This window comes from Arthrobacter sp. K41, assembly GCF_059089645.1.
In genome coordinates this window covers 536,310-558,069 of record NZ_JBNHEW010000002.1, presented here as the reverse complement: position 1 = coordinate 558,069, position 21,760 = coordinate 536,310, and the positions used below count along the sequence as shown (strand labels likewise).

18 protein-coding genes, 1 tRNA gene, 1 other RNA gene and 1 pseudogene are annotated in these 21,760 nt (G+C 65.7%); 13 read left to right on the top strand and 8 right to left on the bottom strand.

What is annotated here, in order from left to right:
- Window positions 1–45 precede the first annotated feature (45 nt).
- From AC5RTE_RS07020 to AC5RTE_RS07000, 5 genes are read left to right on the top strand one after another with little or no spacing between them, the layout of a single operon-like run.
- A complete protein-coding gene (locus AC5RTE_RS07020; RefSeq protein ID WP_494040666.1) occupies window positions 46–792 on the top strand; it encodes a sugar phosphate isomerase/epimerase family protein in 747 nt (248 codons plus the stop codon).
- Window positions 789–1,931: a Gfo/Idh/MocA family protein gene (locus AC5RTE_RS07015; RefSeq protein WP_494040665.1), complete on the top strand. Its 1,143-nt coding sequence runs from the start codon at window positions 789–791 to the stop codon at window positions 1,929–1,931. The genes AC5RTE_RS07020 and AC5RTE_RS07015 overlap by 4 nt, the downstream gene beginning before the upstream one ends.
- Before the next feature lie 38 nt (window positions 1,932–1,969).
- Entirely contained in the window at window positions 1,970–3,112 is a 1,143-nt protein-coding gene (locus AC5RTE_RS07010; protein ID WP_494040792.1) for a Gfo/Idh/MocA family protein, read from the top strand.
- A 1-nt stretch (window position 3,113) separates the two neighbouring features.
- The gene (locus tag AC5RTE_RS07005; protein ID WP_494040664.1) at window positions 3,114–4,109 is read left to right on the top strand and encodes a sugar phosphate isomerase/epimerase family protein; all 996 of its coding nucleotides are present in this window, start codon (window positions 3,114–3,116) and stop codon (window positions 4,107–4,109) included.
- A gap of 17 nt (window positions 4,110–4,126) precedes the next feature.
- Window positions 4,127–4,660, top strand: a complete 534-nt coding sequence (locus tag AC5RTE_RS07000) for a GNAT family N-acetyltransferase (RefSeq protein ID WP_494040663.1) — start codon at window positions 4,127–4,129, stop codon at window positions 4,658–4,660.
- Between the two features lie 7 nt (window positions 4,661–4,667).
- Here AC5RTE_RS07000 and AC5RTE_RS06995 read toward each other — a convergent pair whose 3' ends face one another.
- Window positions 4,668–6,827, bottom strand: coding sequence for an amylo-alpha-1,6-glucosidase (locus tag AC5RTE_RS06995; protein WP_494040662.1), 2,160 nt, complete (start codon window positions 6,825–6,827; stop codon window positions 4,668–4,670).
- A 58-nt stretch (window positions 6,828–6,885) separates the two neighbouring features.
- On the bottom strand, window positions 6,886–7,947 hold the full coding sequence (locus AC5RTE_RS06990; RefSeq protein ID WP_494040661.1) for a glycosyltransferase family 4 protein: 1,062 nt from the start codon (window positions 7,945–7,947) through the stop codon (window positions 6,886–6,888).
- Window positions 7,948–8,166: 219 nt separating this feature from the next.
- On the opposite strand from AC5RTE_RS06990, the gene AC5RTE_RS06985 reads away from it, so the two are divergent.
- Both AC5RTE_RS06985 and AC5RTE_RS06980 read left to right on the top strand, forming a co-directional pair.
- A complete protein-coding gene (locus AC5RTE_RS06985; RefSeq protein WP_494040660.1) occupies window positions 8,167–8,865 on the top strand; it encodes a DsbA family oxidoreductase in 699 nt (232 codons plus the stop codon).
- A 50-nt stretch (window positions 8,866–8,915) separates the two neighbouring features.
- Window positions 8,916–9,566, top strand: coding sequence for a TetR/AcrR family transcriptional regulator (locus tag AC5RTE_RS06980; protein ID WP_494040659.1), 651 nt, complete (start codon window positions 8,916–8,918; stop codon window positions 9,564–9,566).
- Window positions 9,567–9,635: 69 nt separating this feature from the next.
- On the opposite strand, the gene AC5RTE_RS06975 is transcribed toward AC5RTE_RS06980, so the two are convergent.
- Both AC5RTE_RS06975 and AC5RTE_RS06970 read right to left on the bottom strand, forming a co-directional pair.
- The gene (locus tag AC5RTE_RS06975; RefSeq protein WP_494040658.1) at window positions 9,636–10,304 is read right to left on the bottom strand and encodes a LytR C-terminal domain-containing protein; all 669 of its coding nucleotides are present in this window, start codon (window positions 10,302–10,304) and stop codon (window positions 9,636–9,638) included.
- On the bottom strand, window positions 10,297–10,596 hold the full coding sequence (locus AC5RTE_RS06970; protein WP_170850843.1) for a type II toxin-antitoxin system VapB family antitoxin: 300 nt from the start codon (window positions 10,594–10,596) through the stop codon (window positions 10,297–10,299). Before AC5RTE_RS06970 ends, AC5RTE_RS06975 begins: the two co-directional genes overlap by 8 nt.
- Window positions 10,597–10,743: 147 nt before the next feature.
- Between AC5RTE_RS06970 and AC5RTE_RS06965 the strand changes: the two genes are divergently transcribed.
- Together AC5RTE_RS06965 and AC5RTE_RS06960 are read left to right on the top strand one after the other, a co-directional pair.
- A complete protein-coding gene (locus tag AC5RTE_RS06965; RefSeq protein ID WP_494040657.1) occupies window positions 10,744–11,673 on the top strand; it encodes a hypothetical protein in 930 nt (309 codons plus the stop codon).
- Window positions 11,674–11,733: 60 nt separating this feature from the next.
- Entirely contained in the window at window positions 11,734–13,371 is a 1,638-nt protein-coding gene (locus AC5RTE_RS06960; RefSeq protein ID WP_494040656.1) for a stealth family protein, read from the top strand.
- A 10-nt stretch (window positions 13,372–13,381) separates the two neighbouring features.
- Here the strand turns inward: AC5RTE_RS06960 and AC5RTE_RS06955 are convergent, their stop codons facing one another.
- The 3 genes and pseudogenes from AC5RTE_RS06955 to AC5RTE_RS06945 form a co-directional block, all read right to left on the bottom strand.
- A complete protein-coding gene (locus AC5RTE_RS06955; RefSeq protein WP_494040655.1) occupies window positions 13,382–14,311 on the bottom strand; it encodes a phosphodiesterase in 930 nt (309 codons plus the stop codon).
- 714 nt (window positions 14,312–15,025) lie between these two features.
- Window positions 15,026–15,226 (bottom strand): hypothetical protein, encoded by a 201-nt coding sequence (locus tag AC5RTE_RS06950; protein WP_494040795.1) that lies wholly within the window; start codon window positions 15,224–15,226, stop codon window positions 15,026–15,028.
- 257 nt (window positions 15,227–15,483) lie between these two features.
- Window positions 15,484–15,789: pseudogene (locus AC5RTE_RS06945) on the bottom strand (M23 family metallopeptidase); the annotation flags it as partial.
- 548 nt (window positions 15,790–16,337) lie between these two features.
- Between AC5RTE_RS06945 and AC5RTE_RS06940 the strand changes: the two are divergent.
- Entirely contained in the window at window positions 16,338–17,279 is a 942-nt protein-coding gene (locus AC5RTE_RS06940) for an oxygenase MpaB family protein (RefSeq protein WP_494040654.1), read from the top strand.
- A gap of 48 nt (window positions 17,280–17,327) precedes the next feature.
- On the opposite strand, the gene AC5RTE_RS06935 is transcribed toward AC5RTE_RS06940, so the two are convergent.
- A tRNA-Ser gene (locus AC5RTE_RS06935) sits at window positions 17,328–17,412 on the bottom strand.
- 325 nt (window positions 17,413–17,737) lie between these two features.
- Here AC5RTE_RS06935 and AC5RTE_RS06930 point away from each other — a divergent pair.
- The 3 genes from AC5RTE_RS06930 to AC5RTE_RS06920 all read left to right on the top strand — a co-directional run bounded on the left by AC5RTE_RS06930 (window position 17,738) and on the right by AC5RTE_RS06920 (window position 21,737).
- Window positions 17,738–18,088 carry a hypothetical protein gene (locus tag AC5RTE_RS06930; protein ID WP_494040653.1) on the top strand — a complete coding sequence of 117 codons (351 nt, stop codon included), beginning with the start codon at window positions 17,738–17,740 and terminating at the stop codon, window positions 18,086–18,088.
- A gap of 18 nt (window positions 18,089–18,106) precedes the next feature.
- An RNA gene (gene ffs / locus AC5RTE_RS06925) (signal recognition particle sRNA small type) lies at window positions 18,107–18,203 on the top strand.
- A 51-nt stretch (window positions 18,204–18,254) separates the two neighbouring features.
- Complete coding sequence (locus tag AC5RTE_RS06920; RefSeq protein ID WP_494040652.1) at window positions 18,255–21,737, top strand: DNA polymerase III subunit gamma and tau; 3,483 nt, start codon at window positions 18,255–18,257, stop codon at window positions 21,735–21,737.
- Window positions 21,738–21,760: the final 23 nt, after the last annotated feature.

Here is a 21,760-nt window from a genome sequence, read left to right as displayed (position 1 = left end):
ACGAAACCTTCGCACGGATCCGCCTTAACCAACACAGGAGACCACATGTCATACTCCCTTCAGCTCTATACGCTGCGGAAGGCGATCGAGGAAGATCTGCCTGGAACCATCAAAAAAGTGGCCGATATTGGCTTCACCCAGGTCGAGCCGTACAACTTCGTGGCCACTGCAAAAGAACTTGGGGCGGCACTGCGGTCGAACGGCCTCACCGCGCCTTCAGGCCACGCCCCCCTGTTAAGCCAGGACCAGGACCAGATCTTTGCAGCCGCCCGGGAACTGGGAATCACTACAGTCATCGAACCGTTCATCCCGGCCGACCGCTGGCAGTCCGCAGACGACGTGCAGGCTACGGCGGCCAAACTGAACGAAGCCGCCCGGAAGGGCGCCGGATACGGAATACGGGTGGGGTATCACAACCATCAATGGGAGCTGGAGTCCACCATCGAGGGCCGTACGGCCCTGGAGTACTTCGCGGACCTGCTGGACCCGGAACTGGTTCTGGAGGTGGACACCTATTGGGTGGCCGTCGGCGGCCAGGACCCGGTGGACATCCTCACCAGGCTCGGCGATCGGGTGAAGTTCATCCACATCAAGGACGGGCCCGTGACCACCGACACCAAGGCCCAGCAGCCCGCAGGCCAAGGCAAAGTCCCCGTGGTGGATGTCATCGCGGCCGCGAAGTCCCTTGAGGTGGGCGTGGTGGAGTTTGACGATTACGCCGGCGATATTTTCGAGGGCATCAATGAGAGCCTTTCGTTCCTTCTGGCATCAGGCGATGGGATCAAAGCGTGAGCCCCAACGAATCTGTAAGGTCCTCCGGCCGTGGTCCGGTGGGCGTAGGTGTCATCGGCGCCGGCAACATCAGCAAACAGTACCTGGACAACCTCACCACTTTTCCTGACCTTAAGGTCCACGTCATCGCGGACCTGTTCGAGGAAGCGGCGGAAGCCCGCGCTAGGGAGTACGGCATCCCGGAGTGGGGCGGCGTTGAGAAGGCGCTTGGCCATCCCGACGTCGAAATCATCGTCAACCTCACCATTCCTGCCGCCCACGTCGAGGTTGCCACTGCTGCAGTCAACGCGGGCAAGCACGTGTGGACCGAGAAGCCCTTTTCCCTGGACCGGGACTCCGGCCTGGGCCTGCTCAAGACCGCTGACGCCGCCGGAATCCGCCTTGGCTGCGCCCCGGACACGTTCCTCGGCGCCGGGCTGCAGACTGCCCTTCGCCTGATCCAGCGCGGTGACATCGGCACGCCCCTCACCGCCCTGACCACCTTCCAAACCCCCGGCCCTGAATCCTGGCACCCCAGCCCAGAGTTCCTGTTCCAGCGCGGCGCCGGTCCCCTCTTCGACATGGGCCCTTACTACCTCACTACCCTGGTCCAGGCTTTCGGCTCCATCCGCAAGGTAGCCGCCGTGGGGTCCAAGGCCAAAGATGTCCGCGTCATCGGCTCCGGCCCCAAAGCCGGCGAAGAGTTCACCGTGGAAGTGCCCGCCCACGTGTCCGCGATGGCCCAGTTCGAAAGCGGGGCGTCCTCGCACAGCGTGTTCTCCTTCGAGTCCCCGCGCCAGCGGATGGGCTTCGTGGAGATCACCGGCACCGAGGCCACCCTGTCCCTGCCTGATCCCAACTACTTCGACGGCGACATTAGGCTGTGGCGCGCAGGTGACGAGGAATGGACCACCATCCCGGCCACCGGACCGGCGAACGGCCGCGGCATGGGAGTTCTGGACATGGCCCGGTCCATCCGCGCCGGCGTCCCGCACCGCGCCACGGGAAACCTGGCGTACCACGTCCTGGACAGCATGGTCTCCATCTCGGAATCCATCGAATCCGGCACCTTCGTCAACGTCGAAAGCTCCGCGGCCGCGTCGGCTCCCCTCCCCGAGGACTGGGCCCCGGAAACACTGACTCTCGGCGGCACCGCGTGAACCCGGAACCGGGCGCCAAGGGTCCGCTGGGTGTGGCGATGATCGGCTACGCCTTCATGGGCAAGGCGCACTCCCACGCCTGGCGCAACGTGGCCAGCTTCTTTGACGTCCCCGCCTTCGAGCAGAAAATCCTGGTGGGCAGGGACACCGCCGCGGTCTCCGAAGCGGCCGCCAAGTACGGCTGGGGCGAAACGGCGACGGACTGGCGCAGCGTGCTGGACCGGGACGACATCCACATCATTGATATTTGCGCTCCGGGCTGGCTGCACGCCGAAATTGCCATTGCCGCCCTCGACGCCGGCAAGCACGTGCTGCTGGAAAAGCCGCTGGCCAATACCCTGGCCGAGGCTGAAGCCATCACCGCAGCTGCGCAGGCTGCCCGGGCCAGGGGTGTGCAGTCGATGGTGGGCTTCAACTACCGCCGTGTTCCCGCCCTGGCCCTCGCCAAGGAGCTCATCAGTGACGGCAGGATTGGGGCGGTCCGGCAGGTGCGTGCCGCCTACCTCCAGGACTGGCTCGCTGACGAGTCCGCCCCGATGACCTGGCGGCTGACAAAGGACACCGCCGGCTCGGGGGCCCTGGGCGACATTGCCTCCCACGCCATTGACCAGGTCCTCTTCCTCCTCGGAGAGCCGGTCACCGGGGTCGCCGGCCGCCTGCAGACCTTCGTGGACCGGAGGCAAGGAGCCGGGGGGCTTGAAGAGGTAACGGTCGACGACGCCGCCTGGGCAACGCTGTCCCTCGCCTCCGGGGCGGTCGCCTCCGTGGAGGCCTCCCGGGTGGCCACCGGCCGGAAGAACTCGCTGCAACTCGAGGTCTATGGCGACAAAGGCGCCCTCATGTTCGACCTGGAGAACCTCAACGAACTGCAGTTCCTTGACGCCACGGCCCCCGCCCGGGAGCAGGGCTTCCGCCGGATCGTCGTGACGGAACCGGACCACCCCTACCTTGACGCCTGGTGGCCGCAGGGCCACATCATCGGCTGGGAACACACCTTCACCCACGAGATCCGCGACTTCCTGCTGGCGATCGACAGCGGAACCGAACCGTCGCCGTCGTTCGAGGACGGGCTGGCAGTCCAGCGCATCCTGGCCGCCGTGGAGGAGTCCGCCGCCTCGAAAAGTTCCACCATCCAACTGGCCCCTGCCACCGGGACTGCAACCGCGATTGAAGGAGCCTGACATGCCCCGCCCCTACACCTTGTTCACCGGCCAATGGGCAGACCTGCCCTTCGAAGAAGTCGCGCGCCTGGCCTCGGGCTGGGGTTACGACGGCCTGGAAATCGCCGTGTCCGGCGACCACCTGGACGCCTGGCGCTGGGACGAACCCGGCTACGTCGAGTCCAAGCTCGCCGTCCTGGAAAAGTACAACCTCAAGGTCTGGGCCATCTCCAACCACCTCAAAGGCCAGGCCGTCTGCGACGACCCCATCGACTTCCGCCACGAAGCGATTGTGGGAGCAAGAGTCTGGGGCGACGGGGACCCCGAAGGCGTCCGCCGACGCGCCGCCGAGGAAATGAAGCACACCGCCCGGCTCGCCAAGGCACTAGGGGTGGACACCGTCGTCGGGTTCACCGGCTCCTCCATCTGGCAGTACGTGGCCATGTTCCCGCCCGTCCCGGAAAAGGTCCTTGAGGCCGGCTACCAGGACTTCGCCGACCGCTGGAACCCCATCCTGGACGTCTTTGACGAGTGCGGCGTCCGCTTCGCCCACGAGGTCCACCCCTCGGAAATCGCCTACGACTACTGGACCACCGTCCGCACCCTCGAAGCCATCGGCCACCGCCCGGCGTTCGGACTGAACTGGGACCCGTCCCACATGATGTGGCAGGGCATTGACCCCGTGTCCTTCATCTGGGACTTCAAGGACCGGATTTACCACGTGGACTGCAAGGACACCAAAATCCGACAGACCGGCCGGAACACCGTGTTGGGTTCCCACCTCGCCTGGGGCGACCCCCGCCGCGGCTGGGACTTCGTCTCCGCCGGCCGCGGCGACGTTCCCTGGGAAGCGTCCTTCCGTGCCCTGTCAGCGATTGGCTACGACGGGCCCATCTCGGTGGAGTGGGAAGACGCGGGAATGGACCGCCTCCACGGCGCCCCCGAAGCCCTCGCCGCCCTCAAGAAGTTCGACTTCCCGCCGTCGAGCACCGCCTTCGACGCGGCCTTCAAGCAATAGGGACATAAAATCCCTGCATGACCTCTTCAATCCGGAAGGCAACGACCGACGACGCCGCCACGCTGGCTGCGCTGGCGGCCGTCACCTTTCCGCTCGCGTGCCCACCCTCGGCGTCGCCCGCGGATATCGCCGCGCACCTGGCCAGCACGCTCAGTGAGCACCATTTCCAGGGCTATCTGACGGACCCCGAGGTGACCATATTGGTGATCGAGGCCGGCGGCGGCCTGCAGGGCTACAGCCTGCTGGTGAACCGGCCGGCCGCAGACCCGGACGTCGCTTCCGCGCTGAAGGTCCTGCCGTCGGTGGAACTGAGCAAGTGCTACGTGCATCCGGAACATCACGGTCTCGGCGCCGCCGCGGAACTGATGCAGGCCAGCCTTCAGGCGGCTGTGGAAACCGGCGGACGGGGCGTCTGGTTGGGGGTCAACAGCCAGAACGCCCGCGCCATCCGCTTCTATGAAAAGTCCGGCTTCCGCAAAGTGGGAACCAAGTCGTTCCGTTTGGGCAGCACGGTGGAGCACGACTTCGTGCTGGAACGCGCCGTCCCCTAACTGCTCCTTAGCTGCCGGCGCGGCCGTCTCCGAAATCATCCAGCAGCGTTTCCAGCGGCGGGCGGGGTTCGCTGAGCAGTTTGAGTCCGGGCGGGAGCCCCTCGATGCTGCCTTCGGTTCCACGTGCCCTGATGGTGACCCGGGAGGTGTCCAGCAGGACATTCTCGGCGCTGAACCCGCCCAGCGCTTCAGGCAGGATGGGCGCCAAATGGACCACCCCACGGGTGAAGTCGGGGTCGAACCGCAGCAGGATCCTGGCCAGCTGCACCGGCGCCGCAGCCGCCCACGCCTGCGGCGAGCAGGCCGTGGGGTACGGCACGGGCCCGGCATACTCGCCGCGGTCGAACCCGCAGAACAATTCCGGCAGCCGGCCGTCAAAGTGTTCGGCCGCCTCAATGAGGCCGGTGGCCACGCGCCGGGCTTCCTCGACGAACCCGTAACGCATCATCCCGGTGGCAACCAGCGCTGAATCATGCGGCCAGACCGATCCATTGTGGTAGCTCACCGGGTTGTAGGCACCCATGTCTGAGCCGAGCGTCCGGATGCCCCAGCCGCTGAACATCTGCGGGGACATCAGGTGTTCCACCACTGACGGCGCCTTGTCCTCATCCACAATGCCGAGCCACAGGCAGTGGCCCATGTTCGAGGCGCAGGCATCCACCGGCCGCTTGTCCTTGTCCAGGGCCACGGCAAAGTAGCCCTTCTCCGGCAGCCAGAACTTGTCGTTGAAAGCCGTTTTCAACTCCGCGGCGCGTTCTGCCCAGTGCTGTTCCAGGGCCTTGTCGCCGTTCCAGCGGGCGAGCAGGGACCTGCCAATGTAGGCGGAATAGACGTAGGCCTGGACTTCGCAGAGTGCGATGGGTGCCTCCGCCAGGCTGCGGTCGGCAAAGTTGATGCCGTCCCACGAGTCCTTCCAGCCCTGGTTGATGAGCCCATGGTCGTTGGGCCTGAGGTATTCCACGAACCCGTCGCCGTCGCGGTCGCCGTACTGCTCAATCCAGTCCAGGGCGCGGTCCGTGTGGGGCAGCAAGGGTTCAATGATGTCCCTGGACACTCCCCACCTGCTCAGTTCACCCACGAGGGCGGCGAACAGCGGAGTGGCGTCCGCGGTTCCGTAATAGGCAGTGCCGCCCAGGGACAGGCCCGCCGTAACGCCAAGCCTTACTTCATGCGGAATGCGCCCGGGTTCCTCCTCCGAATCCACGTCCACTTTGGTCCCCTGGAGGCCTGCCAAAGTCTGCAACGTACCCGCGGCCAGTTTCGGGTCCACCATAAGGCACATGTATGACGCCAGGATGGAATCGCGGCCGAAGAGCGCCATGAACCACGGCGCCCCGGCTGCCACGGCTGCCCGGTCCGGATGGTTCTCATCAAAAATCCGGAGCGAACCCAGGTCGCTCTCGCTGCGGTTCAGGACTGCCTGCAGGTTGCTGTCCGTCACCGTGATCCGGGGAACGTTCTGCTCCCACCGGCGGTGCCGCAGGGCGCCCTCGCGGTGGTGCGGAAGCCCGCCCTCTTTAAAGGGCTCATCGGGCTCCTGCCCGTTGACCAGCGGCACCACGATGACGCTCGTGGCCCATTTCCCCCGCGCCGGGACGGTGGCCCGGAAGCGAAGTCCGTCCGTGGCGACGACGGCGCCGCGGGCACGGATGGCCGACCCGCGCCGCTGCCCGTTATGGGCGCTTTCAATGACAAGCCGGCCTTCGCGGATGCTGCGCACCGCTTCTGCCCGCCGGGACGTCCGCCCGCCCTTGACGTCGAACAGATCGGCCTGGTCGGCGTCGACGAGAAGCTCGATGTCGCAGTCCACGGGTTCCGACGAGTAGTTTTCGAGCGTGATGTCGTCCTGCAGGCCTGGCCCGATGTGGCGCACCTGGCGGACCACCAGCGGGCTGTCGAACCGGCCGTCCGGCCACGTTGCGCGGCCAACGAACGTCGCCTCGAACGGGCGGGGCCGCAGGGCCACCAGCGGCTCGCGGAGGGAGCCGTTGATGCGCAGGACCCAGTGGGAGATGATGCGCGTGTCCTGGAAAAAGGCGCCGTTGGTTCCGCCCTCTGAACTGATGTCCCCGCCGCCGGATGAAATGCAGAAGGAGGACCCTTCCACGACGGTGACAGAACCCGATTCGGTTGCGGCCGCCTCTGTATCAGCGTTCCATGCGGTCACGAATCGACTCCCTCCTCAGCGGGCTGCTGCCGCCGCGGATCCGGAAGCAGGCTTACCCCTACTGATTCTGGTGCACGCCCACAGGATGCGGAACCCCTCGGGGCACAGTCCCTTCGAGCAGGCCGGCGTACAGCCGGAGGTGGTCGCTCACCATGCGTTCCTCGCTGAACCGGTCCTCCACCGCTTTCCGGCACGCGGCGCGGCTGAGCCCGGCCGCAAGCCCCACAAAGCCTGCCAGCCGCTCGATCTCCCCCAGGTATCCGGTCTGCCCGTGCTCCACGATCTCGGGTGCGGACCCGGCCGCGGTGCCGATAACAGGGGTTCCGGTGGCCAGCGCTTCGATCATGACCAGCCCGAAGGGCTCCGGCCACTGGATCGGGTTCAGGAACGCGAGCGCTTCGCCCATCAGCCGGTACTTGCTGGCATCTTCCACCTCATCCATAACGTCGTCGTCCGGGCCCAGCACTGGTTGCACCATTTCACGGAAGAAGCGGGCCTCGTCCGGCTGGCGCATTTTCACTGCCAGCCGCAGCGGCAAGCCCGCCTGATGGGCGATCATCACTGCCTCCAGCAGGCCCTTGTCCGGGCATGCCCTCCCCACAAAGCACAAGTAGCCGCCGCTGCCGGACCCCACGGGAACCGAGGAGACGTCCATGCCGTGATGGATCACGCGGGTGACCGGAACGTCCGGGGCGTGGGATCCCTGGTTGCGGGAGATGGCGATGACAGCAGCGCTCCGGGCAGCAGCTTTGTAGATATCAGCCGCTTCAGGGTCAAGCCGGCAGTGGATGGTGGTGACCACCGGTACCTGATTCGGCCGGTGGGCGAACAAAGGGCCGGCCAGCGTGTGGTCGTGGATGATGTCCGCGTCCCCCAGTCCCTCGTAAGCCCGGGCCACGTGGCTGAGCTCAGAAAGCGTAAGGTTCAGCTCGTCCGGAGCGGAGGGCCGCATGTTCGTAACCCTTGGCACCGGGCACGTGCTGTCCGTTGGCGCCGCCAGGAGTACCTCGTGCCCTGCAGCCGCGAAACCCCGGGCCAGGCTGTCCACCACCCTTTCAGTGCCGCCGTACGTCACCGGCGGAACGGGGATCCACGGTCCCGCAACCAGTCCTATCCGCATCCCTGCCTCCAAGGAAATGACAGGCCGGGCTCCCAGCTGGCCGGGCAAGGCGATCCGCGGACCCTGTTCCGGTCCGCGGCTCAAAAGAGTGTGCTGCCGGCCCTGCGCGGACCGACATTCCGACTATTGCGCACGTTCGCCTGCACGACAAGCCCTACTGTGGGGTATCTAACAATGGGGCGCAGGAATGGGCTTAGGAGCTCCGGGGTTGCCTACAGCATGAAGATTGAAATCTGGTCCGATGTTGCGTGCCCGTGGTGCTACATCGGCAAGCGCCGCTTTGAGGCAGCACTTGCCGGCTTCGAGCACCGTGATTCAGTGGAGGTGAAGTGGCGCAGCTATCAGCTCGACCCCACCCTGCCCGAGCACTATGACGGGACGGAACTGGATTACCTCAGCAGCCGCAAGGGCATGCCGCGGCAGCAGGTTTCGCAGATGTTTGAACACGTCACGGAGCAGGCCAAGGCTGAGGGCCTGAACTACCGGTTTGATGCGGTGGTTGTGGCGAACAGCTTCACAGCCCACCGCCTGATCCACCTTGCGGCCGCCCACGGCAGGCAGGACGAAGCCAAGGAACGCTTGCTCAGCGACCACTTCGAGCACGGCAGGGACATCGGCAGCCGTGAGTACCTGACCTCCCTGGCCCTCGACCTTGGCATCAGCGCGGAGAAGGCGGAGGAACTGTTCACCACGGACAAGTATGCCGACGACGTCCGGATCGATGTCAGCGAAGGCCAGGCGCTGGGCATCAGCGGTGTGCCCTTCTTCGTCATCGACCGCAAGTTCGGCCTCTCCGGCGCCCAGCCCACCGCGACGTTCGCCGCCGCGCTGGCCCAGGCATGGCAGGAAGCCAATCCGTTGGTGCTGGTGAACTCCACCGACGGCGACGCCTGCGGCCCGGACGGCTGCTCCGTCTAGCTGCTTCCACCAGGCAGCGGTTTGGTGACACTTCGCGGTAAAGTGTCTGCATGCCCAGGATTTCAGCCGCCAGCAATGCAGAGCAGCGCGCGGAGACGCAGCGCCGCATCCTCACTGCCTTCGGGGAGCTCCTCTTTTCCCATGGCCTGCCCGGGCTGACCATGACTGACGTGGCCCGCCATGCAGGGGTAGGCAGGACCGCTGTATACAACTACTACGCGGACATCGAAGAGCTCCTCATTTCCTATGCCCTGGAGGAAACGGAGAAGTTCCTGTCCGAGCTCCGGGAAGCTCTTGGCCAACTGGACAACCCGGTGGAGCGGCTGGCACTGTACGTGCGCGCCCAGGTGGTGGACCTCAGCCGCCGCCATCTGCCGCCGGGGCCGGCGATGGGAGCCGTGTTGTCGCCGTCGTCCTTCGCCAAGCTCGCTGACCACGTGGGCGAGCTGAGCATCCTGCTGCAGGGCATCCTGAGCGACGGAATGGCGCAGGGCTACCTGCCGGCGGCGGACATCGGCCAACAGGCGCAGCTCATACTCGGCACGCTGTCCTCCAGCGCGGCCAGGGGCAGCGACGAGCCCGCGGAGCTGGAAGCCAGGGTGGCCAGGACCGTGCGGTTTATCCAGTTGGGCGCCGGAGCGAGGTTCGACGACGCCGGACGCGCCGTACGCGTAGCCCCGCTTCCCGCCGTGGCCGGCTGAGCTGCCCTGCCGCTCCTGGTGCCCGGCCGGTGAAGCAACCCTGCCTGTTGGTGCAGATGGAGATCCGGTTCAAGCCGCAGCCTGAGGTGTCACCGGCGCCTTTTCGTCGTCGGCGACCCGGCGGCTTTCCCGCGGACAGCTGAGGGTGCCCGGCGTCTGGTCTACAAGCTCCGGCGGGGCCAGCGAGGCGTAGTCCTGGGCGAGGATCACGTCCACGCTGCCGTCTGTCCTGCCGTCCTGGAAGTAGTCAGACCCCGGCAGGTTGCGCTGGACGCTGAAGGCCGCCGCCTGGCCGGCTGCCCCGGACACCACGGCGGCAACACCCCGGTAGCCGGCGTCCACGTTGGAGACTGCCCCGACCACGAACTTCCGGGCCAGGAACTCGTCCGCCACTGACCGTGCCAAGCCGGCCCTGTTGGTGGAGTTGTAGACGTTGAGGTTGATCTTGTCGTGGGGTGTGTAGTCGAAGGTGGCGGCGGGGCAGGTGGAGACCGCCTCCTGGGCAGGCTCGGCGGCGGGGAGCTCCAGGCGCCCGTTGAGGATGGCCAGGGCGGTGATGATGGCGGCAACAATCAGTCCGATGAGGATCACCAGCACCACCCCGTGCAGCACGCGGCGGCGCACCCGCGCCGTATCGTCGGCGTCGTGCCCGGCTTCGAAGGCGGCCCGGAGCTCAGGACCGGTAACAACGTGGTGGCCGTGGAGGACGGTTGCGTCCTGCTGCTTTTTCCTAGCCATCTATGACCAGCACGCGGGCGTGGATCGCCGTGCGCTGGTGCAGGGCGGTCCGGACGGCGCGGTGCAGGCCGTCCTCAAGGTAGAGGGTTCCCTGGTACTGCACCACGTGCGGGAAAAGGTCGCCGAAGAAGGTGGAGTCCTCGGCAAGGAGCGCCTCCAGGTCAAGGGTCCGCTTGGTGGTCACCAGCTCGTCCAGCCTGACCGGACGCGGGGGCAGCGCAGCCCATTCCTTGGGGGTGTTGTAACCATGGTCAGGGTAAGGGCGGCCCTCGCCCACAGCTTTGAATATCACCATGCCACCCTAGGCACCCAAAGGTTCCAGCGAAAGTAGCAGGCACACCGTCGGGCAGGTTGTAGCCAAACAGTGACCAACTTCGTCTGCGCGGCTCCCAGGCGCGCGGCAACCGGGAGTTTGCGACGCTGCTGACAGAATGGAGCCATGACAACATCCGAGTTTCCTGCCGCCTCCACGTCCGGGGAACATCACCCGGCCACGCCTCCCCTCGCGCTGCTGCTGGACGTGGACGGGCCGGTGGCAAGCCCGGTGACACGTGACGTCAAGCAGGAGATCATCCATGATCTTGTGGCGTTGGCAGCTGCCGGCATTCCGGTCATTTTCAACACCGGCCGCTCGGATGCGTTCATCCGCGAGCAGGTGATGGAACCGATGATCGCGGCAGGCATTCCAACCGGCACCGTCATCCACGCCGTCTGCGAAAAGGGAGCCGTCTGGTTCAGCTATACGGCTGCCGGTCCCGGACCGATCCATGTGGACCGTGAATTGGCGGTACCAGCCGGCTATGGCGACGACGTCCGGCGGATGGTGGCCGAGGACTACTCGGCGCATATGTTCTTTGATGAGACCAAGCGGGCCATGGTGTCCGTTGAACAGCACATCGGGGTGCCCAGCGCCGACTACCTCGCCGAGCAGAAACTGTTTGACGCCGATGCCATGGACCTGATGGCCCGCCACGGACTGGGTGTGGTCCGCCTGGACCACCACGCCCCGGATTCCGACGACGAAGTGGACTACCGCGTGGACCCCACCATCATCTCCACGGACATTGAGTCAGTGCGGCTGGGCAAGGATCTGGGCGCCAGCCGGGCCGTGGAACTGCTCGCGGCCCAGGGCATCACGCCGCAGGCCTGGCGGACGGTGGGCGATTCCCGCACCGACTACGCCATGGCTGACTGGCTCCACCACAACGACCACGCGGTGAAGCATGTGGACGTGCGCCCGGCCGATGGCGTACCGGTTAAGCCGTACGCCGTCCTGACCGCCGCCGATCTGGGGCTCGAAGACACCGTGATCCACGACGACGCCGGCGGCGCTTTCCTGCGGAGTTGGCGCGAGGCGCTCGGTTCCTAATCGCGTTACTTACCCCGGACGGCACGGTCCGAAACCTGCTGTTTCCACGGCGCGGCTATCATGCAGGTAGAAACGCTTACTTTGACGAGCACGGAGACGACAATTACAGAAGCACCGGTACAGGACGAGGTCTACTACGGCAGCCAGGCGTCCGTCGAGGAACAATTTCATGCGGAGGTCACGTCCGCTGCGGCTGAGCAGCGGCTTCGGCACCGCCCCGACGTCATCAGGCACAAAGGCCGCTATGCCCTGATCAACTACAACAGGACGCCCTACCAGGCCATGGTGGAGGACCTGCTGTTCGTGCGCAATGTGCTGGCCGATGCCGGCCTGGAGTACCTGCTGGTCCGCGGCAACAGTGACCGGCCTGTCATTGCCTTGGACTGGAAGGACCGCAAAAAGCTTCGTGCTGCCCTGGTGGAGGCCTGCCGGGACGAACCGGTGTACTCCATGACAGTGGATGCGAAGAAGAAGATTTCTGTGCTGGTGGCGGACGGGGAGCTGTCCTCCAACCGGCAATCACGCATCTTCCGCCTGTACCGCCCCCGCGTTGAACCGGTGGGCGGGTTTGAATTCGGCCCCTCAGCGGGCGTGCAGATCGAGTTGTGGTCCTTCGAAGGGGAGGAGCTGATCCTCCCCATCGAGAACTCCCTGACCCGCAGGACCCTGCTGCGGCAGGACGCTGTACGCGGCACCGTGGAACGTTACGGCCACACCTGGCCCACCATCGAGAACATGTTCGCCGACCACGCGAGCGACATCAACTTCGACGTGGACCTTGTGTTCTCCTGGGTGGACGGCAGTTCTCCTGAGTACATTGCAGCCCGGCGCGCCCAGCAGAAGGACGTAGTCCTGGGCGAAGGCGACGACCACGAGGCCCGCTTCCGCCAAATCAACGAGCTCAAGTACGCTCTGCGTTCCGTTTACATGTTCGCGCCCTGGATCCGCCGGATCTTCATTGCAACAGACTCTCCCGCTCCGGCCTGGCTTGCAGACCATCCAGCGGTCACGATCATCCGCAGCGAAGAGTTTTTCTCCGACCCCTCGGTGCTGCCCACGCATAACTCACAGGCGGTGGAGTGCCAGCTGCACAACATCGAGGGCCTGTCCGAGCACTTCCTGTACTCGAACGATGACATGTTCTTTGGCCGGCCCGTCAGCCCGGACCTGTTCTTCACCCCCGGCGGGATCACCAAGTTCATCGAGGCGGAAACCCGGATCGGCCTGGGCGAGAACGCCGCGGAACGCAGCGGCTTCGAAAATGCGGCGCGGGTCAACCGGAAGCTGCTGTGGAACCGGTTCGGACGGATCACTACCCGCCACCTTGAGCACACCGCCGCGCCCCTGCGCCGAAGTGTGGTGGCGAAGATGGAACGCGAGTTTCCGGAGGAGTTCCGCAAGACCGCGGCCAGCCGGTTCCGGGCAGCGGACAACATCTCCGTCACCAACTCGTTCTACCACTACTACGCACTGCTCACGGGCCGCGCGGTCACCCAAACGGCTGCGAAGGTGCGTTACGTGGACACCACCATGCGGACAGGGTTGAACTATCTGCCGAAGCTGCTGATTAAGCGGAATATGGACTTCTTCTGCCTGAACGACGGCAGTTTCCCCGAGGTGCACGCGGACGAACGCGCCGAACTGGTCACGGACTTCCTGGAAAAGTACTTCCCTATCAAGGCGCCCTGGGAAAAGTAGGACCTGGGGATTAGCGCCCGGACGACAATCCGGCCCGGGCGCTGCTCCGCTGCTTGGTGGTCTCCGGGATATGGATCCCTGCAGCCTCAAGCCGGCGGGCTGTCTCCTCCGGCGGAACGTACTCCCCCACCGTCGTCGAACTGCCCAGCGGAACCACCGAGTGGACGATGGTGTGCTCGTAGACATGCACCAGGTTGAAAGACTGCCCGGCGTCATGTCCGCGCGTGCCTCCCACCGGAACGTTCAGGTCCTGCGTGTAACAGCTTGCAGACGCAACGGAGACGGGAACGCCGGCAAAGCTTGCCGTGGTGGAGTAGTGCAGGTGCCCGGCCAGTATGGTCCGGACATCGGAATTGCGGACCACTGCGGCGAGTGACGCCTGGTCCCGCAGCTCAACCAGGACCGCGAGGTCAAGAACCGAAGGGACCGGCGGGTGGTGGAGCGCCAGGATGGTGCCGTCCGGAGCCGGGGTCTCCAGTTCCTGTGCCAGCCAGTCCAGCTGGGAGGCGCTCAGTTCGCCGTGGTGGAAGCCCGGCACTGTTGTGTCCAGGGTGATGACGCGCAGCCCGTTGACGAAATAGCTGTGGTCCACGGGAGCATCATTGCCCGGCTGGTCCAGCAGGCCCTTCCGGAAGTTGGCCCGGTTGTCGTGGTTTCCCATGGCCCAGATGACTTCGGCACCCAGTTCCGCGCACGCGGGCTCCACGATGGCCCGTAGTTTCACGTAAGCTCTCGGATCGCCCTTGTCTGCAAGGTCGCCGGTGAAAATTACAGCCTCCGGCCGCGCTCCTGACGCCTTGACCTCTTCGAAGAGCTGGACAAGCCTCGCTTCGCTGTCAACGACGCCGTACAGGGGGTCCGGACCTCCCATCAGGTGGGGATCGCTCAAGTGGAGCAGGAAGTGGCGCGGCCGGGGATGCTCGGCCTCGATGTGTCCCATTGCTACCTCTGTGGTCGGTGGGAAACGGCGCTTCCCTTCTACCCTTCAGTAAGGTTTATCCAATCAGACATTTGGCAAACTTTGGGTGAATCGCCGAGGCCCGTGTGGAAAAAGATAAAAGAACCGGGCCATCGAAAAGATAATTCGGGAAAGCGTGGGCTTTCACCGCAGCCAGGTCCTGCCGCCCGCTTCGCACCATGTTCGCCCCTGTGTCCCTGAACTTGCCGGAGTCAGCCGCGGGGCTGGTGTTCAGGGTCAGCGGGATCGCGAAGGAGGGCGTCACAGGTTTCGTCCTCAGGAAGTTGTTCACCGGCTGGCCCTGCGACAACTGCTTCAAGGGAAGGGTCTGGCGTCTCCGAAGTTGGCTCCGCCGGGCAGGTTTCCGGCGCCGGCGGGTTGGCATCCTGGGTGGACGACGGCGCCGTCGTTGCTGCGGGTTCCGTCGGGCCGACCGGCGGCGTGGCCGACGGCGATGGCGTGGTCCCGGTCGGCGTGGTCCCGGTCGGCGTGGTCCCGGTCGGCGTGGTCCCGGCCGGTGCAGTCTCAGTCCCGGTCGGCGCAGTCTCAGTTGGTGTGGTCCCGGTCGGCGCAGTCCCGGTCGGCGTGGTCCCGGTCGGGGTGGTCCCGGTCGGCGCAGTCTCAGTTGGGGTGGTCTGCGTTGGTGTGGTTTCAGTAGGCGCCGTCTCCGTCGGCCCAGGCTTAGGAGGCGCCGTCTCAGTTGGGGCCGTTTCGGCAGGCGGCAGCGAGGGAGTCGGGGACGCCCCAGACGGCGGCGTGGGCGAACTGGGTGCCGCCGTCGCCGGATGACTCGGTGTTATGGGCGTCGTCGGCAAACTCGGTGTGCCGGAGGGGGACGGTGTGTTCGGTGAAGGCGCCGGAAGATTGCGTGCCGGCGCGGTCACCTCGGTACGCCACGGAACTGGCGGGGAGGTTGGCCTCGCAGGATGTCCTGCGTGGCCCGCGCCCCCATGGGATTCGTCGTGACCATCGTGCAGTGGAAGCGCCCAACGGATTGTCCCTTGGGAGGGCGAACCGAACCCGGGCAGGTAGCTCCGCATCTCCCCGGATCCACTGCCGGCGACGGGCCGGGCGGGCATCAGGCCCCACGTCAGCGGGCTGGTGTGCCGGCCGTCGAGGATCGTTTCGAAGTGCAGGTGACATCCCGTTGACCATCCGGTGCTGCCCACTTCGCCGAGGATTTGTCCGGCGTGAATCTCATCGCCGGTACGGACCCCGATGGCGTCCAGGTGGTTGTAGGTGGTGATAAGGCCGTTGCCGTGGTCTATTTCCACCCTGTTGCCGCCTCCCCAGGGGTGCCAACCCGCTGCGCGCACCAGTCCTGAGTCCGCCGCGTAAACACTTGTTCCGCAGGGCGCTGCGTAGTCCTGCCCCAGATGGAAATCACCGGCGGCCCCGGACAGCGGGCTTACCCGGAAACCGAAGGGTGAGCTCGCATTGAGCAAAGCCAGCGGCGCCATCAGGAACCCGGCCGGCGGCCGGCCGAAACCTGTTGTGCCCACCTTCAGCGAGGGGTCTTCCCCGCGGTAACCGCCAATTACAGCGTGGGGAAACGTAACGCGCTCTTCCGGAGCGGTGAAAGCGGCAGGCTGCAGCATCCCGGCTCCGATCCTGTCCGACGTCAGTTTGTCCGCCTTACCCCCACTGGACGACGCTGTCCCAGCTGCCAACGCAACCGTGGTGCCCGGGGTGGCCTGCTCACCGGCACTGCCGGAAAGGTTGAGGGACCAGATGGACAAGGCAACAGCACCAGTGGCAGTCAGGGCACGCACAACCGAAACGTTAGGACGGCGCACGTCTGTGTGCTTGCCCGATTTTTGATGATTCCCCAATGCCTGTCTCCATAACATAATCACCCGCCCGCGTCCTGACGGTATCTCCCATGGGACCACAGCACCCGTAGCCTGTGAACCCCGTTTCATGGTGCCGTTGACAACTTGAGAAAACCTTGCGGTACGGTGCGCCGCAGGGGCAGCGCCGCCTGCTCGCCTTGGGGAGACAATGTTATATGCGGAGCTTCCTTCGGAAATGGCAGGACGAGCTTAAGAAAACCTTTACGGGCAGGGCGGACCAGGTACCGGACTGGGTTCCGAAACTGGCGGAGGGGGACGATCCGGACTACCACCTGCCAGGATCCGCGGTATGGGCGGTGCACGGGTCCATGTCGCCTATTGTTGCCGGTATCCGGACGCTGCTGATGCAGTCCCTTCATCCCGGAGCTCTCGCCGGTGTCCACGAACATTCGAACTTCCGCGAGGATCCCCTGGCCCGCCTGGCTGCCACGATCCGCTGGATTTTCACTGTTACCTACGGCTCCAAGGCTGCTGCAGAAGAGGCTTCCCGGCGGGTGCGGCGCCTGCACGATCCGGTGCAGGGCAGCTTTCTGGACAACGAGGGAACGCCGCGCGATTACAGCGCCAATGATCCGGAACTGGCCCGCTGGATCCACATCGCCTTCACGGACGCGTTCCTCACGGCCCATCAGTTGTGGGGCGGCCCTATCCCAGGCGGCCCGGACGCCTACGTTCGTGAGTGGGCCCAGGCCGGCAGGTTGATGGGCGTACAGGATCCGCCACTGACAGAAGCGGACATGCGGGCACAACTGGACCGGTTTTTCCGGAACGGGGAACTTCGAGCGGACAGCCGGGTGGCAGAAACAGTGGCATTCATCCGCAATCCGCCGCTGCACCCCATGCTTCGGCCCGGCTACCGCGTCCTGTTTGCGGGTGCAGTGTACAGCCTAGAACCGAAATACCGCCGGATGCTCGGACTGTCGGTACCGCGGCTCGGTCCGTTCCCGCTGCCGGTAAGGCTGGCTACGAAGGCGGTGCTCGGCGTCGTACGCCTTGCGTTGGGCCGCCGCGGGCCGAGCGAGCTGGCCGCCCGCGAACGGCTGCGGCGCCTCGGGCTTGCAGAGCCGAACGGGTCGGGGTTCGCGAAGAAGGGGTAAAACGAAAGAACCCGGCCCCGGCGCTGCCGGGGCCGGGTTCTTTACCGGCGGAGAATGGGGGATTTGAACCCCCGAGGGCGTTAACCCAACACGCGTTCCAGGCGTGCGCCATAGGCCGCTAGGCGAATTCTCCAGCTGCTTCTGAATCAAAAGCAGATACTAGATTACCTGAACTTTTCCGCTTCGCCCAATCGAGGCTCGGGCGCATGTGCAAAAAGGGCTCCGGCCCGGTTGGAAAAGGGTTCAGCGCCTGGGCCTAACGCCAGAAATGGACGCCCCCAATGCGTCCATTCCACCGGAACACCGTTGAGCTGCCGGGTCCGGGTCCATTCAGCCAGGCCCCGCAGCTCACAATCTCGAGATTGCCCCAATCGGTGTACATACCCATGATCGTGGGTGCCGGCTGGATAAGCAATGAATTTCCGCCCAAGCCCGGTTCTTCCGGCACCATGGGTGTTATGACTGAGCTCCACGCTTTAGTGATTTATGTTCCCGGAACCCATACGCAGCAGGTCCTCAAGGCCATTGGTGACGCTGGAGCGGGCAAGATCGGGAACTACTCCCACTGCTCCTATGTTTCCCCTGGAACTGGCCGCTTCACTGCGCACGACGGCGCCGCCCCTTATCTCGGGCGGGTTGGAGCACCCGAGGAAGTGCCGGAGGACCGGATTGAGTGCGTGGTTGAACGGCCCGCGCTTCCTGCGGTGGTAGCTGCTTTGCGCGCCGCGCACCCCTACGAGGAACCGGCTTTTATGAGCTGGCAGGTTGAGGGCTGGAGGCAGCCGGGCGTCGATTCGAGTCAGGCCTGAAGTTCGGGTAAAGTAACTGGCGGCCCCTCATGTGGCGTCATCCTGTTGAACTCCCCCAGGACCGGAAGGTAGCAAGGGTAAATGGGCTCTGGCGGGTGCATGGGGGGTCTTTACTATTCCCCCACAGGGCGGCGTACTGTCAGCCCGGATTGGTAGGGTTTTCACTGTGACAGTTACTACCGCCCTTTACCGCAGATACCGTCCAGATTCGTTCGCTGACGTTATCGGGCAGGAACACGTCACCGAGCCGCTCATGACGGCTTTGCGTAAAAACCGGGTCAACCACGCGTACCTTTTTTCGGGTCCCAGGGGCTGTGGCAAAACCACGTCGGCGCGCATTCTGGCCCGTTGCCTGAACTGCGCCCAAGGCCCCACGGACACCCCCTGCGGTACCTGCCCCAGTTGTATTGAGCTGGCCCGGGGCGGCTCCGGATCCCTGGATGTTATTGAAATTGACGCGGCGAGCCACGGCGGCGTGGATGACGCCCGGGACCTCCGCGAGCGGGCAACGTACGCCCCCGTCCGGGACCGCTACAAGATCTTCATTATTGACGAAGCCCACATGGTCACCTCGGCCGGCTTCAACGCTTTGCTGAAGATCGTCGAAGAACCGCCGGAACACATCAAATTCATTTTTGCCACCACGGAGCCGGACAAAGTCATTGGCACCATCCGCTCGCGCACGCACCATTACCCCTTCCGGCTGGTGCCGCCGGAGCCGCTTATGGCCTACCTGGAACTTCTCTGCAACCAGGAGAACGTTCCGGTCGCCCCCGGGGTGTTGTCACTCGTGATCCGTGCCGGCGGCGGCTCGGTCCGCGACTCCCTGTCAGTCCTGGACCAGCTGATGGCAGGCGCCGGCCCCAACGGCCTGGACTACGAACTTGCCGTCGCGCTGCTCGGCTACACTCACGCATCCCTGCTCGACGACGTCGTGGAGGCAGTCGCTGCCGCGGACTCCGCCACTGTCTTCCGTGCCGTGGACAGGGTTATCCAAACCGGCCATGACCCGCGCCGCTTTGTTGAGGACCTGCTGGAGCGCTTCCGCGACCTCATCATCGTCCAGGCCATGCCCGAAAGCGCCCAGACCATTCTTCGGGGCATGCCCGCGGACCAGATTGCGCGGCTGAAGAACCAGGCGCACAACCTGGGTGCGGCGGAGTTGTCCCGCGCTGCCGATGTCACCAACACGGCCCTGACCGAGATGACCGGCGCCACCTCCCCGCGGCTGCACCTGGAACTCCTCTGCGCCCGGATCCTGCTGCCCAGTTCAGAGCAGAACGAGCGCGGGATGGCAGCCCGGATAGACCGGGTAGAGCGCCGGCTTAACTATGCGGGGAACGACGTAGGCGCTCCCGTTGCCACAGCTCCGGCGCAGCAGTCTCCGTCCGCCGGGGACAATGTTTCCGCGCAAGCGGCGCCGGAACCGGCCATACCCGCCCGGGCAGTTGCCGAACCAGCAGCACCCGAACCCGCACGGCCCGCGGCATCCCAGTCCGCCGCTGCCCAGCCAGCCGGTCAGCGGCCCGCGGCAACTGCAACCGTCCCTGCACAACCGCCGGTACATGCAGCATCAGCCAGCCCGGCCGAGGCCGACGCCCGCGCCCCGTTGACCCCTCCCCGCGTCAGCACAAGCGACTGGCCGGTCGATCCCACAACGGAACCCCGCTCCGGCAGCACCGGTTCCCGCCCTGGCCCGGCACGCCCCGCGGCCGCAGCTCCCGAAGAGGGCCCCGCAGCAAGCCCGGTGAGCGGGATGCCGGCACAGGGCTCGGGCCAAGCTTCGGCTCCGGCTGCCCAGCCCGCGCCTGCTGTCCGCCCCGAACCGGCCACTGCCACGCCAGCTCCGGCCGGGGCCCATGCCGCCATGGGCGACGTCGAAGTGCTGCGCAGGGCGTGGCCCGATGTCCTGCAGACGCTGTCCAGGATCAAGCGCAGCACCTGGGCGCTCGTTGAACCCAACGCACAGGTCAGTGCTTTCGACGGCCAGACTCTCACGCTTTCGTTCGCCACTTCCGGGCTCGCCGGCGCTTTTGGCCGGGCTGACCACTCAGAGAACCTTCGGCAGGCTATCCATAAAACCGTAGGCATCGACTGCCAAATCAACGCGGTGGCTGGCGGTAATGCCAGCCGGACGAGCTCTGAACCAAACCCAAAAGCACCCGCCAGCCGGCAGGCCCCGGCAACTACAACTGATTCAGGCGCTTCAACTGCCGGGGCCACATCGGCTGACGTCGCCTGGGGGCTGGCACCTGCCCCTTCCCCGGCACCAAATGCACCTGAATCTTCCGCGTCCGCAGGTCCGGGCCAAGGCCATGCCCGTGTCCCGGCACAGACCGTCCAACCGGCGCAGGGGCACGGTACACCCTCGCCTGCCGGGCCTCCCCCAGCGGCCCCTCGCCGACCTGGAGGAGGAACGGGGTCCACACTGTTCCGGCCCCCGGCCAACCCCGAGTCCGGCAGTAACACTTCACAGGCTGAGTCCATACCTGTTGGTGAACGCGGTGCTGCCGCAGAGTCCTCCCGGGAGGTACCTGCACCTGTTGCCGGCGGATCCCCCGCTCAACAGCCGGGACCGGGCGGCTCTTTCCAGGCTCAACCTCCGGCGGAATCTTCGGCCGTCCCTCCGGCCCAGGCTGACCCGTACAGCGGCTCCGCAGGCGACTACTCCTACTCTGACGACGATTGGGGTCCGCCCCGGGACGAGGACGCACCCCCGCTCGAGGAGGAACCTCCCATAGACTGGGTTCCCTCCGGCCGGGCCGGCGGCCAATCCCTTCCCGCGGCAACTGGCGGCACTTCCGCGGTGCCCAGCCCAGGTCAACAGCACACAAGGCCCGGCGCCACGGCGGGCACGCCAACGCCGCCTGCCGAGGCTCCGGCGATGGCTGCCCCGGGCGTGGATGCCTCGGATCCGTGGACGCGCGCCGTTGAACAAGCCCCGGGTGTTTGGGTGATTGGAGAAGCCAGCAACGTGGGCAGGAATGTGTCTGCCGTCCCGCCGGAAGATAAGGCAGTTGCTGCACCCTCAGCAACACGCTATGAGCCGGCTGCCGCCCAGGTTCCGCCTTCCATCCCTGTCAGCAGGGCGGGTTCTTCAGTGGATGCCGAATGGGGTTTGGTTCCGGCTGCTGCCCCGCCCGTAAGCCTGGGCACCAGGGCGACGGTCGCTGAACCGGCCGCCCCAAGCCCCGTACCAGCCAGCGCGGTGCCCCCAAGTACAGTTCCTTCGGACCCTGTTCCCGGAGGGTCGGCTCCGGTGCCGGTACGGGAGTACGCCATGGCTTCAGCCGCACCTGCAGCTGCCCCCGCCCGCACGGCTCCTGCGGTTCCTCCCGCCCCTGCTGTACCCGCCCGCACTGTTCCTGCAGCTTCTCCTGCTTCCGCCGATTCTCCTGCTCCAGCAGGCACCCGGCAGAGCCTTTACCAGCGCCTGTCCAACAGCCCGGAGGCGGAGGCAGGGCGGGCAAAGGCTCCTGCCCGGGCCGTTCCCGCAGCTGCCGCCTACGTACAGGACGTGCCCAGCGCCGACGATGAGACCATTGAGGAATCGGGGGTGTTCGGCCGTGCCGCCGTGGAACGTATCCTGGGCGGAAAGCTGATTGAAGAGCGGTCCCTCGACGGAAATCCCGTTTCGTCCCGCTACTGATCCAACAACTGTCTACCCCTAGC

Bases quoted from the DNA above. Each gene is read 5' to 3' on its own strand.
- AC5RTE_RS06975 (WP_494040658.1), bottom strand. From the start codon at position 10,304: ATGGCTAGGAAAAAGCAGCAGGACGCAACCGTCCTCCACGGCCACCAC.
- AC5RTE_RS07005 (WP_494040664.1), top strand. From the start codon at position 3,114: ATGCCCCGCCCCTACACCTTGTTCACCGGCCAATGGGCAGACCTGCCC.
- AC5RTE_RS06955 (WP_494040655.1), bottom strand. From the start codon at position 14,311: ATGGGACACATCGAGGCCGAGCATCCCCGGCCGCGCCACTTCCTGCTC.
- AC5RTE_RS06990 (WP_494040661.1), bottom strand. From the start codon at position 7,947: ATGCGGATAGGACTGGTTGCGGGACCGTGGATCCCCGTTCCGCCGGTG.
- AC5RTE_RS06985 (WP_494040660.1), top strand. From the start codon at position 8,167: ATGAAGATTGAAATCTGGTCCGATGTTGCGTGCCCGTGGTGCTACATC.
- AC5RTE_RS07020 (WP_494040666.1), top strand. From the start codon at position 46: ATGTCATACTCCCTTCAGCTCTATACGCTGCGGAAGGCGATCGAGGAA.
- AC5RTE_RS07010 (WP_494040792.1), top strand. From the start codon at position 1,970: ATGATCGGCTACGCCTTCATGGGCAAGGCGCACTCCCACGCCTGGCGC.
- AC5RTE_RS06965 (WP_494040657.1), top strand. From the start codon at position 10,744: ATGACAACATCCGAGTTTCCTGCCGCCTCCACGTCCGGGGAACATCAC.
- AC5RTE_RS06940 (WP_494040654.1), top strand. From the start codon at position 16,338: ATGCGGAGCTTCCTTCGGAAATGGCAGGACGAGCTTAAGAAAACCTTT.
- AC5RTE_RS06930 (WP_494040653.1), top strand. From the start codon at position 17,738: ATGACTGAGCTCCACGCTTTAGTGATTTATGTTCCCGGAACCCATACG.
- AC5RTE_RS06960 (WP_494040656.1), top strand. From the start codon at position 11,734: ATGCAGGTAGAAACGCTTACTTTGACGAGCACGGAGACGACAATTACA.
- AC5RTE_RS07000 (WP_494040663.1), top strand. From the start codon at position 4,127: ATGACCTCTTCAATCCGGAAGGCAACGACCGACGACGCCGCCACGCTG.
- AC5RTE_RS06980 (WP_494040659.1), top strand. From the start codon at position 8,916: ATGCCCAGGATTTCAGCCGCCAGCAATGCAGAGCAGCGCGCGGAGACG.